12 protein-coding genes are annotated in these 14339 nt (G+C 70.2%); 10 read left to right on the top strand and 2 right to left on the bottom strand.

All coding sequences use genetic code 11. The features are described 5' to 3' along the window. Positions 1-11 precede the first annotated feature (11 nt). The 4 genes from JKJ07_RS48400 to JKJ07_RS48385 all read left to right on the top strand — a co-directional run bounded on the left by JKJ07_RS48400 (position 12) and on the right by JKJ07_RS48385 (position 3940). On the top strand, positions 12-272 hold the full coding sequence (locus JKJ07_RS48400; protein ID WP_203078665.1) for a hypothetical protein: 261 nt from the start codon (positions 12-14) through the stop codon (positions 270-272). Continuing rightward, positions 262-1767 carry a PAS domain-containing protein gene (locus JKJ07_RS48395; RefSeq protein ID WP_203078664.1) on the top strand — a complete coding sequence of 502 codons (1506 nt, stop codon included), beginning with the start codon at positions 262-264 and terminating at the stop codon, positions 1765-1767. Before JKJ07_RS48400 ends, JKJ07_RS48395 begins: the two co-directional genes overlap by 11 nt. Further along, on the top strand, positions 1764-3473 hold the full coding sequence (locus tag JKJ07_RS48390) for a putative bifunctional diguanylate cyclase/phosphodiesterase (protein ID WP_203078663.1): 1710 nt from the start codon (positions 1764-1766) through the stop codon (positions 3471-3473). Before JKJ07_RS48395 ends, JKJ07_RS48390 begins: the two co-directional genes overlap by 4 nt. A gap of 134 nt (positions 3474-3607) precedes the next feature. Beyond that, positions 3608-3940 (top strand): STAS domain-containing protein, encoded by a 333-nt coding sequence (locus JKJ07_RS48385; protein WP_203078662.1) that lies wholly within the window; start codon positions 3608-3610, stop codon positions 3938-3940. Here JKJ07_RS48385 and JKJ07_RS48380 read toward each other — a convergent pair. Then, positions 3914-4279, bottom strand: a complete 366-nt coding sequence (locus JKJ07_RS48380) for an STAS domain-containing protein (RefSeq protein ID WP_203078661.1) — start codon at positions 4277-4279, stop codon at positions 3914-3916. The genes JKJ07_RS48385 and JKJ07_RS48380 overlap by 27 nt on opposite strands. A gap of 206 nt (positions 4280-4485) precedes the next feature. Between JKJ07_RS48380 and JKJ07_RS48375 the strand changes: the two genes are divergently transcribed. Both JKJ07_RS48375 and JKJ07_RS48370 read left to right on the top strand, forming a co-directional pair. Beyond that, entirely contained in the window at positions 4486-6591 is a 2106-nt protein-coding gene (locus JKJ07_RS48375) for a PhoX family protein (protein ID WP_203078660.1), read from the top strand. A 163-nt stretch (positions 6592-6754) separates the two neighbouring features. Beyond that, entirely contained in the window at positions 6755-8794 is a 2040-nt protein-coding gene (locus JKJ07_RS48370; RefSeq protein ID WP_203078659.1) for a PhoX family protein, read from the top strand. Here JKJ07_RS48370 and JKJ07_RS48365 read toward each other — a convergent pair whose 3' ends face one another. Further along, positions 8795-9001, bottom strand: a complete 207-nt coding sequence (locus JKJ07_RS48365) for a 4-oxalocrotonate tautomerase family protein (protein WP_203078658.1) — start codon at positions 8999-9001, stop codon at positions 8795-8797. Between the two features lie 113 nt (positions 9002-9114). Between JKJ07_RS48365 and JKJ07_RS48360 the strand changes: the two genes are divergently transcribed. The 4 genes from JKJ07_RS48360 to JKJ07_RS48345 all read left to right on the top strand — a co-directional run bounded on the left by JKJ07_RS48360 (position 9115) and on the right by JKJ07_RS48345 (position 14096). Continuing rightward, the gene (locus tag JKJ07_RS48360) at positions 9115-9951 is read left to right on the top strand and encodes an MmyB family transcriptional regulator (protein ID WP_203078657.1); all 837 of its coding nucleotides are present in this window, start codon (positions 9115-9117) and stop codon (positions 9949-9951) included. A 217-nt stretch (positions 9952-10168) separates the two neighbouring features. Next, a complete protein-coding gene (locus JKJ07_RS48355; protein WP_203078656.1) occupies positions 10169-11623 on the top strand; it encodes a Y4yA family PLP-dependent enzyme in 1455 nt (484 codons plus the stop codon). Continuing rightward, positions 11620-12927: a pyridoxal-phosphate dependent enzyme gene (locus tag JKJ07_RS48350; protein ID WP_203078655.1), complete on the top strand. Its 1308-nt coding sequence runs from the start codon at positions 11620-11622 to the stop codon at positions 12925-12927. The genes JKJ07_RS48355 and JKJ07_RS48350 overlap by 4 nt, the downstream gene beginning before the upstream one ends. Beyond that, complete coding sequence (locus JKJ07_RS48345; RefSeq protein ID WP_203078654.1) at positions 12927-14096, top strand: aminotransferase class V-fold PLP-dependent enzyme; 1170 nt, start codon at positions 12927-12929, stop codon at positions 14094-14096. The genes JKJ07_RS48350 and JKJ07_RS48345 overlap by 1 nt, the downstream gene beginning before the upstream one ends. Positions 14097-14339 lie beyond the last annotated feature (243 nt).

Below are 14339 nucleotides of genomic sequence, written 5' to 3'. Positions count from 1 at the left end.
GAATCGACGGAGTGACCGCCGAGCCTTCCCCCGAACTGGATCTGTCCGTCTTCGTCCTGCGCGCCCTCGACGAGCACCTCGAGGCCGTGCAGCAGATCCGGGATCGATTGCGGCTCCCCAAGTCGCCGCCGGGCGGCCGCCGCGAGCTCGCGCTGCAGGGAATCACCCTGGCCGAGCAGTTCGCGGTGCAGGTGGGCCGGGCGCTCAGCCGCCACCCGACAAAACACTCAGCACACCGCCATGGCGACCGATCAATACAAAGTGCAGGCTGAAGCCCCGACGGTGATCGCTGACGCGCTCCGGGCCACCTCGCTCGCCTTCGCCGAGGTCGACCGGTGCGGGATCATCCGCGAGTGGAACCCCGCGGCCGAGCGGCTCTTCGGCTGGTCGCGCGCGGAGGCCGTGGGCCGCGCGCTCGCCGACACCCTCGTCCCGGAGCAGCTGCGCTCGGCGCACGCCGCCGCGTTCGCCCGGCGACTGGTCAGCGACGAGTTCTGGCCCGGCATGCGGGTCAAGGTGCCGGCCCGTCACCGGGACGGTTCCGAGCGCCAGGTGATCCTGGTGATCAATCCGCTGCCCGACGGGTTCTGCGCCTTCCTCTCCGACGAGACCGACCAGGATCACGCCCAGCAGGAGCTGCGGCGCAGCACCACACTGGTCAACGCGATCCTGGAGCACACCTCGGCGATGATCTCGGCCAAGGACCTCGAGGGGCGATACCTGTTCGTCAACGCCGAGTACGAGCGCGTGTTCCAGGTGATCGCGGCCGATCTGGTGGGTCATCGCGACGCCGAGGTGATGCCCGAGATCGTGGCCGCGGCCGGGCGGCGGCACGACGAGCAGGCGATCGAGCGCGGCGAGGCGGTCACCGCGCTCGAGGAGCTGCCGTTCGGCGACGAGATCCGGCAGTACGTGGTGACCCGGTTCCCGCTCACCGACCCGGACGGCTCGGTCTACGGCGTCTGCTCGATCGGCATCGACGACACCGACCGGCGGCGGGCCGAGGCCGCCCTGGGCGAGACCGAGCGCCGCTTCCGGTCGACCGTCAACAACGTGCCCGGCATGCTGTTCCAGTTCCGGATCGACCTCGACGGCGCCCGGTCGTTCGCCTTCGTCTCCGAGGGCTCCCGCGAGATCTGCGGCTTCGACCCCCAGCAGCTCCTCGAGGACGCCGACCTGATCGTCGACCTCGTCAGCGCGGAGGATCAGCAGGCGTACGAGACCTCGGTCGCCGAATCGATGCTCACGCTGGAGCCGTGGCGCTGGGAGGGCAGTCTCAACCTGCGCAACGGCGAGCGGCGCTGGATCAGCGGGGTGGGCCGGCCGTTCCGGCTGGGCGACGGCAGCACGGTGTGGGACGGCATGCTGCTCGACCGCACCGCGGAGCGGCACACCGAGATGGCCCTGGAGGCCGGTCGCCGCGACCTCGACGACCTGACCCGCCGCCTGGCCGTCTACCGCTTCACCGCGATCGCCGGCCCGACCGGCGACCCGCTGCTGACCGCGTCGTTCGGCGACCCGGTGCCCGTGCTCGGCACCGGGGTCCCCTCGGGCGACCTGCTGGGGGCGTTCGGCAAGGTGCTCGGCCGGGCCGACCGCGACCGGCTGACCGAGGCCGTCCGGGCGGCGCTGAGCGGTGTCACGAGCGAGCTCGAATGCGAGCCGGAGGGCACCGCCGTACGCCGGCTCTGGCTCCGCCTGCGCCCCGCCGAGGTGAGCGGGCGGCGGGTGGTCGAGGGCGCCTGCTTCGACCTGGCCCGCCCATGACCTCCGTACGGCTGCCGCGCAAGCTGGGCGAGATCGGCATCCCGGTCGACGTCCTGCCCGACTCCGTCCGGTTCGCCGAGATCGCCGAGCTGCTCAGCGCCGAGCCGCTGCTGCCCGGGGTCCTGGTCGCGTCGGCCGACGGGCACCAGCTGCTCAGCCGGGCCCGGGTCGGCCGGGTCGGCACCGGGCGCGGTGGCCTCGGTTCGGCGCTGACCGTCCTCGGCCCGGACGGCCCCGGCACCCTCACGCTGCCGTCCGACACCGACATCGACCAGGCCGCCCAGGCCGCGCTGGCCCGCCCCGTCGACGCCCTGGACGAGCCGGTCGTGGTGCGCTGGCCCGACGGCCGCTGCGGGATCGCGCCGGTGCTCGGCCTGCTCACCGCGATGGCCGGCCGCTATGCCCGGCTGGCCCGGGCCGACCAGCTGACCGGCCTGCCCAACCGCGCGGCGGTGCTGGCGGCGGGCCGGCAGCGGCTGGAGGACGGCCTGCTGACCGCCGTGCTGCATCTCGGGCTGGACCGCTTCTCGGAGGCCAACGACATGCTCGGCACCCAGGGCGCCGACATGCTGCTGCAGCGGGTGGGCGCCCGGCTGCGGGCCGCCTGCCGCACCGAGGACCTGGTCGCCCGGCTCGAGGGCGACCAGTTCGTCGTGCTGCTGGCCGTGCCCGGGCCGGCCGAGGGGCTGACCACCATCGCGCGCCGCCTCACCGACGCGCTGCGGGGGCCGTACACGGTCAACGGCATCCCGGTCAGCGTCGAGACCAGCATCGGGGTGTCGCTGGCCGACCATCGCGACCTGGCCGTCGTGCTCCGCCACGCCACCGACGCTCTGCGCGGGGCCAAGCGGGACCGTACGGGCGTGGTGCTCTGGACCGCCGAGAACGTCACGACGCACCGGGCCGACCTGCGTCAGCTCACCGAGCTGCGGACCGGCATCCGGGCCGGGCACCTGCGGCTGCACTATCAGCCGCTCTACAGCGCGGGCGCCCGGGAGATCCACGGCGCCGAGGCGCTGGTGCGCTGGCAGCACCCGCAGCGGGGGATGCTGCCGCCGGGCGTCTTCCTGCCCGACGCCGAGCGCTCCGACGTCATCCTCGAGCTGACCGACTGGGTGTTCGCCGAGGCCGTGCACCAGGCCGCGGTCTGGCATCGCGCCGGGCACGACGTGCCGGTGTCGGTGAACCTGTCGGCCGCCTATCTGGCCCAGGATCGCGCGGTGCCGACGATCCTGGCCCTGCTCGCGCTCGAGCGGCTGCCCGCCCGGCTGCTCACCGTCGAGATCACCGAGACGGCCGTGCTGACCCGGCCGGACGAGGCCGCGGCCCGGCTGGCCGAGATCCGGGCGGCCGGGATCCGGGTCGCGATCGACGACTTCGGCACCGGCTACACCTCGCTGGGGTTGCTGCCCGAGCTCCCGATCGACGAATTGAAGATCGACCGGTCGTTCGTGGTCCGCATGCACGATTCACCCGCACGGGCGACCATCATCGACTCGGTCATCGCCATCGCTCGATCACTTGACCTGACGGTGGTGGCCGAGGGCGTGGAGGACGAGCCGACGGCGGCCGCGCTGGCCGACGCCGGGGTCGACCTCCTTCAGGGGTATCACCTCGACCGGCCGCAGCCCGCTGACCAGCTTGAATCGAAGTTCACGAAAAGTTCAGGCGGTTTACCGGGGCATCCGGCACCGGTCGGGTTCTAACGTGGGAGATGAACGGCCGGGGTCGCGTGACCTTGCCGTGACCTGGTGAATTATTCGCCGGAGCAGTCGACGACCCTCCTTCGAGGCCATAACCTGACACCTCGGAGAACAGCGGGTAACGGAAGGTATGCGCGATGACCGCAAGCACGGTCGACGTCGAAACCAGCCCCGACGGAACGCTCGTCATTCAGCCCCACGGCACACTCGATGCCGACGACGCGGTCGAACTGCGCCGCACGCTGGTCCATGCGGTTCGCCACCTGCGCCCGCTGCGGCTGATCCTCGACCTGCACGACGTGCCCGAGGTCGACCCGATCAACCTGGGCACCCTGGTCGCCGCCTGCCACCTGGGCGACGATCACCAGGTGGCGGTCTTCCTCGACCGCACGTCGGAATCGATCGCCAGCCGGCTCTACGCGGCCGGCGTGGCCAATCACCGGCTACGACACGTCGGCCACGTCGCCTGACAGCCACACCGGGGCGTAAAGCGTGTCGTCCTCGCGACGCGGGCAGAGCCCGGTCGCCTCGAGCAGCAGCCGCACGTGCCCGCGGGCGTTGGTGACCTCATAACCGTGCCCGCCGCGCAGCGCGTGCGTGTAGCCGGTGAGCAGCACCTCGACGCACTCACTGCTCAGCTCGTCGACCCGGGCCATGTCGAGCACCACCCGGCCCCGCCGGGCCCGCGAGAACGCGTCCCTGAGCGCCCGCCGCAGGTCGCGGTGCGCCGATCGGTCGAAAACGCCGCCGAGCAGAAGATAAGTGGTCTTCCCGGCCCGGTCGGTGTCGCGCTCGATGGAAAAGTCCATGCGCCCGGTGTACCCGCGACAGGTGGACGGCGGCCGAACGCGACACGGCGAGCGGGATTCATGTCTCCCGTTCACTTTCCGGACATGCATACACGTGCATATACGCAGTCTCAACCGTCAATACGTTAATGCTGCGTTCACCTTGGGGTGAGGGTCACGCCAATCAGCTTCCCTAGCGTGCGGGCAACCCTGAAATGAGGAGAAGCATGCCTGAGCTCTCTCGCCGCCTGTTACCGCTGCTCGGACACAGCGGCGGTTCCCGCGACGCGATGACCTGCCTTTACCGCTGTGGCAACGCGTGTGATCACCCCGTTCCCAACGAGTCGGACAACGCCTATCTGGGCGACGTCGTCAACGCCTCGATGAGCCGGCGCGGCGTCATGCGCGCCAGTGCGGCCGGCGCTCTTGTTCTCGGTTTGAGCGGCGCCTCGGCAGCCGCGGCGGTCCCGGCATCCGCCGCAGTGCCCAGCGTTCCGCTCGGTGGGAAGGCCCCGCAGTCCGGCGGCAGCAAGGCCGGCAAGCTGTCCTTCAAGGCGATCCCGCCGAACACGCTCGACAACTTCGTCGTGCCCAACGGCTACGACTCGTCGGTCGTGATCCGCTGGGGCGATCCGGTCGTGCCCGGCGCCCCCGAGTTCGACCTGGGCAAGCAGACCGCCAAGCGGCAGTCGATGCAGTTCGGCTACAACAACGACTTCGTCGGCGTGCTGCCGTTCGAGGACAACCGCGCGCTGCTCGTGGTCAACCACGAATACACCAACGAGAACCTGATGTTCCCGGGCTTCACCACCCTGGACGCGCTCTCGGTGGAGCAGATCAAGGTCGCGATGGCCGCGCACGGCCTGTCCGTGGTCGAGATCGAGCGGGTCGGCCGCAGCGGCGAGTGGCGCCCGGCCGAGGGCCGCCGCCTGCGCTACAACAAGCGGATCACCGCCCTCGAGACGGTGTTCAAGCTGACCGGCCCGGTCGTGGGCACGGCCGCCGTCAAGACCGCGGCCGACCCCAAGGGCCAGTGGGTCATCGGCACGCTCAACAACTGCGCCGGCGGCATCACCCCGTGGGGCACGGTGCTCTCCGGCGAGGAGAACTTCAACCAGTACTTCGTCGGCGGCGACGGGGTGGCCGAGGCCGACAAGCCGAAGCTGGCCCGTTACGGCATCTCGACGACCGCGCGCTACCCGAGCGACTCGCGCAAGTGGGACCGGGCGCAGGAGCGGTTCGACCTGGCCAAGCACCCCAACGAGGCGAACCGCTTCGGCTGGATCGTCGAGGTCGACCCGTTCGACCCGGAGGCCCCGCCGCGCAAGCACACCGCGATGGGCCGCTTCAAGCACGAGGGCGCCAACGTCATCGTGGCCAAGAGCGGGCACGTCGTGGCGTACATGGGTGACGACGAGCGCTTCGACTACCTCTACAAGTTCGTGTCGGACAAAAAGATCGTCAAGGGCAACTCGCCGGCCGCGCGCAAGCACAACCTGAGCATCCTCGAGTCGGGCACGCTCTACGTCGCGCAGGTGACCGGCGACAGCCCGGCGGCCGAGATCGACGGCACCGGCAAGCTCCCCTCGGACGGCGCCTTCGACGGCACCGGCAAGTGGATCAAGCTGGTCTCGGGCAACCGGTCGTTCGTGCCCGGCATGACCGCGGCCGACGTGCTGACCTGGACCCGCCAGGCCGGCGACGCGGTCAAGGCGACCAAGATGGACCGTCCCGAGGACGTCCAGCCCTCCCTGCGTACGGGGAAGATCTATGCGGCCATGACCAACAACACGAACCGGGCCGTCGGCACCAACCCGGGCGTGGACGAGGCCAACCCGCGCAGCGCCAACAAGCACGGCCACATCTTCGAGATCACCGAGGACAAGGGCGACCACACCGGCGAGTCCTTCACCTGGACGCTCCCGATCGTGTGTGGCGACCCGGCCGCCGCCGACACCTACTTCGGCGGGTACGACAAGACGGCCGTCTCGCCGATCTCGTGCCCCGACAACGTCGCGTTCGACAGCGCCGGCAACCTGTGGATCTCGACCGACGGCAACGCCCTGGGCACCAACGACGGCCTCTTCGCGACGCCGATCGAGGGCTCCGAGCGCGGCCACCTGCGCCAGTTCCTCACCGTACCGCGCGGCGCCGAGACCTGCGGCCCGTTCATCACTGAGGACGACCGGTCGGTGTTCGTCGCGGTGCAGCACCCGGGTGAGATCTCGGGCGCGTCAGTGGAGAAGCCCGCCTCGACGTGGCCCGACGGCGACTACGCCAAGCCGGCCGTCGTCGTCACGTGGCGCCTCGACGGCCGCCACATCGGCAGCTGATCTCCCCACGGCGGCCGCACCTGCCGGGTGCGGCCGCCGTCCCGGCTCCTCGGCGGAAGGTCCGGAACCTCACGGTTGGCACGACCAGCATTCACGGCGATCTATCAGCACCGTGGGTTGGATCTGTGTTTACCTGGGGTTCACTTTCGTCGAGGAGGCAACGATGCCCGATCCGTTACCCATGCCGGGGCACAGTGGCGGCGCGCGTGACGCGATGACCTGCCTGTATCGCTGTGGCAACGCCTGCGCCCACCCGATCCCGAACACCTCGGACAACCCGTATTTCGGCGACATCGTCAACGCGGCGATGAGCCGCCGCGGTGTGATACGAGCCGGGGCCCTGGTGCTCGGTCTGGGCGGCGCGACGGTCCCGGCAACCGCCGCGACGGCCTCCCCCGCGGCCCCGTCAACCGGCGCCGGCGAGCTCACCTTCAAGCCGATCCCGCCCAACACGCTCGACACGTTCATCGTGCCCAACGGCTACGACTCGGCGGTGGTGATCCGCTGGGGCGACCCGATCATCCCCGGCGCCCCCGCGTTCGATCCCGACCGGCAGACCGCGCAGCGGCAGGTCCGGCAGTTCGGCTTCAACAACGACTTCCTGGGGGTCGTGCCGCTCAGCCGCGACCGCGCGTTGCTGGTGGCCAACCACGAATACACCAACGAGGAGCTGATGTTCCCGGGCTTCACCACGCTCGAGGCCATGACCGTGGGGCAGATCGAGGTCGCGATGGCGGCACACGGCATGTCGGTGGTGGAGCTCGAACGGGTCGCCGGCACCGGTCAGTGGCGTCAGGCCAAGAGCGGGCGCCTGAAGTACAACCGGCGCTTCACGATGCTGGCCACCCCGTTCCGCCTCGACGGGCCCGTGGCCGGGACACCTCTGGTGCGGACGGCGGCCGACCCGCGCGGCGTCAGCGTGACCGGCACGCTCAACAACTGTGCCGGCGGGGTCACCCCGTGGGGCACGGTGCTCTCCGGCGAGGAGAACTTCAACCAGTACTTCGTCGGCGGCGACGCCGTTCCCGCGGCCGACAAGGCTCGCCTCAGCCGTTACGGGATCACGACAACGACCCGCTACCCGAGCCCGTCGCGGCGCTGGGAACGGGCGCAGGAGCGTTTCGACCTGGCCAAGCACCCCCACGAGGCCAACCGATTCGGGTGGATCGTCGAGGTCGACCCGCTCTCCCCCGACGAGCCGCCCCGCAAGCACACGGCGATGGGCCGCTTCAAGCACGAGGGCGCCAACGTCATCGTGGCCAAGGACGGCCGGGTCGCCGCGTACATGGGGGACGACGAGCGCTTCGAATACCTCTACAAGTTCGTGTCGGACAAGAAATACCGGCCCGGCGATCGGCGGCACAACCTGACCCTCCTCGAATCGGGCACGCTCTACGTCGCCCGGCTCACCGGGGACAGCCCGGCGGCCGAGATCGACGGCACCGGCAAGCTCCCCTCGGACGGCGCCTTCGACGGCACCGGCACGTGGATCAAGCTGGTCGCCGGCGACCGGTCGTTCGTGCCCGGCATGACGGCCGTCGAGGTGCTGACCTTCGCTCGCCTGGCCGGCGACGCGGTCAAGGCGACCAAGATGGACCGTCCCGAGGACGTGCAGCCCTCCCTGCGTACGGGAAGGATCTATGCCGCTCTGACCAACAACACCAACCGGGGCGTGGGCACGAACGCCGGACCCGACGAGGCGAACCCGCGACGCGAGAACAGGCACGGCCAGATCCTCGAGATCGTCGAGGCCGGCGGCGACCACACGGGCGAGAGCTTCACCTGGTCCCTGCCGATCGTGTGCGGCGACCCGGCCGACCCGAACACGTATTTCGCCGGCTACGACAAGACCGCCGTGTCGCCGATCTCGTGTCCCGACAACGTCGCCTTCGACAGCGCCGGCAACCTGTGGATCGCCACCGACGGCAACGCGCTGGACAGCAACGACGGCCTGTTCGCGACGCCGATCGAGGGCCCTGCACGCGGGCACTTGCGGCAGTTCCTCACCGTGCCGCCGGGCGCCGAGACGTGCGGACCGTTCATCACGTCGGACGACCGCTCGGTCTTCGTGGCCGTCCAGCACCCGGGCGAGATCACCGGCGCGACGATGGACAAGCCGGCCTCGACCTGGCCCGACGGCGACTACGCCAAGCCCGCGGTCGTGGTGACGTGGCGCCTCGACGGGGGCCCGATCGGCAGCTGATCACTCGCCGTTAAGCATGGCGGCGGTCAGGACGTGACCGGCCACACCCCAGCCCCCGTCGGGCACCTCGTCGACGAGGACGACGGTCGTGGCGCGGGCCCGCTCGCCATAGATCTCGACGTACAGGTCTGTGGTGGTTTCGATGATTTTCTGCTTCTGCGACGGGGTGATGGTCCCGGCCGGCACCTTGAAGTTCGCGAACGGCATGTCGTCTCCTTGCCTGGCATGAATGAACGACCCCACTCTGCGCCGCCCGCGGAGATTCAGGCAGAGGATGACAACCCCTGCCTGGGCCGGGTTCGCGGCGGCAGACTGGGGTGGTGAACCTCTCTGAGCTGGGCACCTTCCTGCGATCGCGACGAGACAGGATCCGGCCGGACGAGGTGGGGCTGCCCAGCGGTCCCCGCCGGCGGGTGCCGGGTTTGCGCCGGGACGAAGTGGCCCAGTTGGCCGGGGCGTCGGTGGAGTACTACATCGAGCTCGAGCGCGGGGCCGGGTCGCAGCCGTCGGAGCAGATGCTGGCGGCCCTGGCCCGGGCGCTGCGGCTCACCGGGGACGAGCGCGACCACCTGTTCCACCTGGCCGGCCGGGTCCCGCTGCGCACGGGCCCGGCCGCGCACGTGCACCCGGGCATGAGCGACCTGCTCGACCGCCTCACCGGTACGCCGGCCCAGGTCATCACGGATCTGCATGTCACGCTCCTGCAGAATCCGCTGGCGGTGGCCCTCCTGGGCAGTCATGATGCGTATCGCGGGGCGGACGCCAGTTTTGTGCACCGCTGGTTCACCGACCCCGAGGCGCGGCTGCTCTACCCTCCGGCGGACCATCCGACGCAGTCGCGAGCCTTCGTGGCCGACCTGCGGGCCGCCGCCGCGCGTCGTGATCAGCGGGATTCCGACGTACGCACGTTGGTGTCGACGCTGCTGGACCGGTCGCCCGAGTTCGCCCGCCTGTGGGCCGACCACGACGTGGCGTTCCGCCGGGACGACCGCAAGCGCATCAACCACCCGGCGCTGGGGCTGCTCGAGGTCAACTGCCTGTCGCTGTTCAGTGAGGACGGTCGTCAGCGCCTGCTCTGGTTCACCCCGGCACTCGGCACGGACAGCGCCGATCGGCTCGCGCTTCTGGCTGTGATCGGCACCCAGACTTTCCCGTGAATGAATGCACATATGCACAACTCACAACAGTTAGACGGTTGCCGAATCAAGGACAAATGTATTGACATATAAACGAGTAACGAAGCACTCACCGAATGTATTTACACCCCTTGGCGAGTGGTCCGCGCATCGGTTACGTTGAGGAAACCCTCTCAGCGCCGAGATCTCGACAACGCCCGAACTGACCTGCTTAAACGGCCATCCGGGGAGTCGTACTGTGACCGATTCACGTCCACTCGAGCTGGTCCCCAGAATCGAACCGATCCTCCAATCGGTTCTCGCCGAGAACGCGCTCCTGCGACAGTTGGCCGACGGCCTCGGCTCACCGCTCAACATCGTGCTGCCGGGTGCGCTGGCCGCCAATGTGGAGTCTTTCCGAGCGGTCTATCGAGCGCATCGGCTACGCGGTCACATCTATTTCGCCCACAAAGCGAACCGTTCCGCGGCATTGCTGCGCCAGCTGGCCACCACCGACGCCGGCGTCGACGTCGCCTCGCTGGCCGAGCTGCAGCACGCGCTCGGCGCCGGCTTCACCCCCGACCGGGTGATCGCCACCGGGCCGAAGAATCGCGAGTTCCTCTGGCTGGCCGCGCGCACCGGGGTGCTCGTCAACGCCGACTCGCTCGACGAGCTGAGCGAGCTCGCCGCCCTGGTCGCGATCAACCGCCTGCCCCGCGTACGGGTGATGGTGCGCCTGGCCGGGTTCGCCGCGCCGGGCGTGCAGCTGATCAGTCGCCGCAGCCGGTTCGGAGTGCCGTTCGATCAGCTGACCGAGGTGCTGGGCCGGCTCGACAAGCACGCCGAGCAGCTGGAGCTCGTCGGGGTCGCATACCACCTCGACACCATCGGCCTGCCCGAGAAGGCGGTCGCGCTGGAGGGCTGCCTGGCCGCGCTCGACGAATGCCGCAACCGGGGCGTTCCGGTCTGGTCGGTCGACATCGGCGGCGGGTTCGGCGTCAACTACCTCGCCGAGGCCGGGCAGTGGGAGCGGTACACCTCCGAGCTGGCCCAGGCGGTGCTCGGCCGGCGACCACCGATGACCTGGAACGGGCACGGATACGGGCTGCGCAACGAGGCCGGCACCCTGCGCGGGGCGCTCGGGCTTTACCCCGCGTACCGGCCGGTCTCCGGGCCCGGCTATCTCGACCAGCTGCTCACCACCCTCGCCCCCGCGCAGCGCCGGCCGCTGGGGGAGCTGCTGCTCGACAGCATGATCGACCTCGACATCGAACCCGGGCGGGCGCTGCTCGACCAGTGCGGGCTCGTGCTGGCCCGGGTGCTCGAGGTGCGTACGGGCTCCGCGGACCTTCTCGTACGGCTGGAGATGAACGCGCGGGACGTCAGCCTCGAGGAGCACGGGGTGCTGATGGATCCCGTGCTCGTGGGCGCCGGCGACCGGCCGCCCGAACCGACGGAGGTCTTCCTGCTCGGCAACCTCTGCCTGGAATCCGACCTGATCACCCGGCGCAAGGTGACCCTGCCCGCGCGGCCCCGGCCCGGCGACCTGCTCGCCTTCGTCAACACGGCCGGCTACTTCATGGACTTCAGCGCCACTCGCGCCCTGCACCAGCCGATCGGCCGCAAGGTCGCCCTCTTCCGCGACGGCGACCGGTGGAGCTGGTGCCTCGACGAGCAGTACTGGCCCGTCCACGAGCGCACGGAGGCAGCATGAGATACGACGACATGACCGAGGCGATCGGCAACACGCCGCTGGTGCGTCTCGACCCCGCGGTGCACGGCCTGGTCAACATCGACCTGTACGCCAAGATGGAGCTGCTCAACCCGTTCGGCTCGGTCAAGGATCGCGCCGCCCTGCAGATGATCCGCCCGCTGCTGGCCGGCGCGGCCGCGCGCGGGGACACCGTGGTCGAGCTGTCCAGCGGCAACACGGCCAAGGCGCTGGCCCTGATCGCCGGGATGCACGGGCTGCCCTTCAAGAGCGTCACCAACCGGATGAAGGTCCCCGAGATCAAGGACCTGTTGCTGCTGCTCGGGGCCGAGCTCGACGAGCTGCCGGGCCAGGCCGAATGCCTCGACCCGACCGACACCGAGGACCCGCTCTCACGCATGCACCGCACGCTCAGCGACAACGGCAGCGGCTACGTGCACACAGATCAGTACTTCAACGAGCGCAACGTCGAGGCCCACCTGCACGGCACCGGACCCGAGATCGTCAAGGACCTGGACGGCCGCGCACCCGACTACTTCGTGGCCTGCGTGGGCACGGCCGGCTCGTCGACCGGGGTGGCCCGCGCGCTGCGCCAGCACGACCCCGACGTACGGGTGATCGGTCTGGTCGCCGCCAAGAGCGACTTCATCCCCGGCATCCGCACGATCGACGAGGTGCACGAGGTCGGGCTGTTCGACCCCGGCGTCTACGACACCCTCGAGACGATCACCTCCGACGACGCCATCGACGGGCTGCTCACGCTGGTGCGCCGCTGCGGAACCCCGGCCGGGCCCACCGGGGGCGGGGCCTATCAAGGAGCCGTACGCCACCTGCGCGCCCTGGACGCCACGCTGACCTCGCGCAAGACGGCCGTGTTCATCGTCTGCGACCGGGTCGAGAGCTACCTGAGCTACCTGCGCGACCGCCGGCCGGCGCTGTTCGGACGGCCGCCGGCGACCAACGACGTACGGGTCCTGACCGCCGACGAGATCGCGGCCGCGCCGACGGTCGACGTCGAGGAGGCGTCGCGCTGGCCCGGGCTGGTCATCGACCTGCGCAACCCGCACGCGTACCGGGCGCTGCACATCGACGGCTCGATCAACATCGTGGACGAGCTCTTCGCCGAGCTGCTCCACGGTGGACTACCGTTCGGCCGGCGCCAGCCGGTGCTGCTGGTGTGCCCGGTCGGCGAGAAGTCGGCCCGATACGCCGCACTGCTCCTCCGCATGGGTCACCCGGAAGTACGGTCACTCGCGGGCGGCGTAATCGCCTGGCGCGACGCGGGCGCACGGCTGGTGCGTGACTGATGACGCTCACCTTGGAAACCGGCTGGCAGATCGGCGTACGGTCGCAGTTCCCCCTGCTCATGGGCAACCCCGGAGTGGCCTACCTGGACAGCGCGGCCACCTCCCAGAAGCCGCAGGCGGTGCTGGACGCGGTAATGGCCTACCTGACCAGCGAAAACGCCAACGCCGCCCGAGGCACGTACCCCTGGGCCAACCGCACCACCGCCCGCATCGAAGCCGCCCGCGACCAGGTGCGGCGCTTCCTCTTTGCCGGCGACAAGTCCAGCGTTCACTTCGTCGACGGGACCACGGCGGGGTTGCGTACGGTGGCCTTGGATTGGCTTGTGTCCTATTTGTCTGACGGCGACGAGATCATCGTGCCGTTCGCGGACCACAGCGCGAATCTGGTGCCCTGGCTGGATGCGGTCGAATTACTGCGACGCCAGGGTGTGCGGATCGTCGTGCGGCCGATGCCCTACGACGAGGCCCACGACTACGACGTCGCGCGCCTGCCGATCGGACCGCGCACCCGTTTCATCGCGGCCACCCACGTGCACCACGTCTACGGCAACGACATGAACGTGCACCGGCTGCGCGCCGCGGCCGGGCCCGACATCCCCATCTGCTTGGACGCGGCGCAGAGCTTCGGGCACATGCCGATCTCGGCGGAGGCACTGGACGTCGACTTCATCGTCTTCTCCGGCCACAAGGCGATGGCCCTGCCCGGCATCGGGGCGGTATGGGCCGCCAACAAGCGTGGCCCGGTCTTCAAGCCGGCCGGCTGGAGCGGCTCCCCCAACACAGCCGGAATCGTCAGCCTGGCCGCGGCGATGGACTGGCTCACATCCGTGGGGCTCTCGCGGATCTCGGCCTACCTCGTCGCGCTGGGCGGACGGCTCACCGCCGGGTTGTCCGCCCTGCGCAGCTACGAGGTGCTGGGCTGCCAGAACAGCCTCACGGCCGGCTCAACCGTGCAGCAGCGGCACGGAATCGTGACGTTCCGGCACCACGACATCGGCTCCAACGACCTCGGCTTCATCCTGGCCTCCGACAACCTGCTCGTCCGCGCCGACAGCCACTGCCAGGGCACACAGGGCGAAAAGACCTCCTCCGTACGCGTGAGCCTGCACGTCTACAACACCCCGGACGAGGTCGATCGCCTGCTCTCGGCGCTGGCCACCCTCGACTGACCCACCGCGCGGCACCCCCTACCGCAGCACACCACCGGCCGCCATCACCCATCCGCCAACCGCCACCGCCAGCCGCCGCACACCGCCGGCCCGCCAGCCGCCAGCCGCCAGCCGCATCGCCCATCCACCGCCAGCCCGCATCGCCGATCCGCCACCGCACACCCCGGGCCGCCACCCGCTACCCAGCATCGCCCAATCGCCGCCGGGCACCTCCCGGCCGCCGCCCAGCGCCCAACTGCCACC

The sequence above is a fragment of the Paractinoplanes lichenicola genome, from assembly GCF_016785085.1.
GTDB lineage: Bacteria > Actinomycetota > Actinomycetes > Mycobacteriales > Micromonosporaceae > Actinoplanes > Actinoplanes lichenicola.
This window is presented reverse-complemented; position numbering and strand designations above follow the sequence as displayed.

What these genes read in the sequence shown, in the direction of transcription:
- JKJ07_RS48350 (WP_203078655.1), top strand. Translation starts at nt 11,620, where the DNA reads ATGAGATACGACGACATGACCGAGGCGATCGGCAACACGCCGCTGGTG.
- JKJ07_RS48380 (WP_203078661.1), bottom strand. Translation starts at nt 4,279, where the DNA reads ATGGACTTTTCCATCGAGCGCGACACCGACCGGGCCGGGAAGACCACT.
- JKJ07_RS48375 (WP_203078660.1), top strand. Translation starts at nt 4,486, where the DNA reads ATGCCTGAGCTCTCTCGCCGCCTGTTACCGCTGCTCGGACACAGCGGC.
- JKJ07_RS48390 (WP_203078663.1), top strand. Translation starts at nt 1,764, where the DNA reads ATGACCTCCGTACGGCTGCCGCGCAAGCTGGGCGAGATCGGCATCCCG.
- JKJ07_RS48385 (WP_203078662.1), top strand. Translation starts at nt 3,608, where the DNA reads ATGACCGCAAGCACGGTCGACGTCGAAACCAGCCCCGACGGAACGCTC.
- JKJ07_RS48345 (WP_203078654.1), top strand. Translation starts at nt 12,927, where the DNA reads ATGACGCTCACCTTGGAAACCGGCTGGCAGATCGGCGTACGGTCGCAG.
- JKJ07_RS48370 (WP_203078659.1), top strand. Translation starts at nt 6,755, where the DNA reads ATGCCCGATCCGTTACCCATGCCGGGGCACAGTGGCGGCGCGCGTGAC.
- JKJ07_RS48365 (WP_203078658.1), bottom strand. Translation starts at nt 9,001, where the DNA reads ATGCCGTTCGCGAACTTCAAGGTGCCGGCCGGGACCATCACCCCGTCG.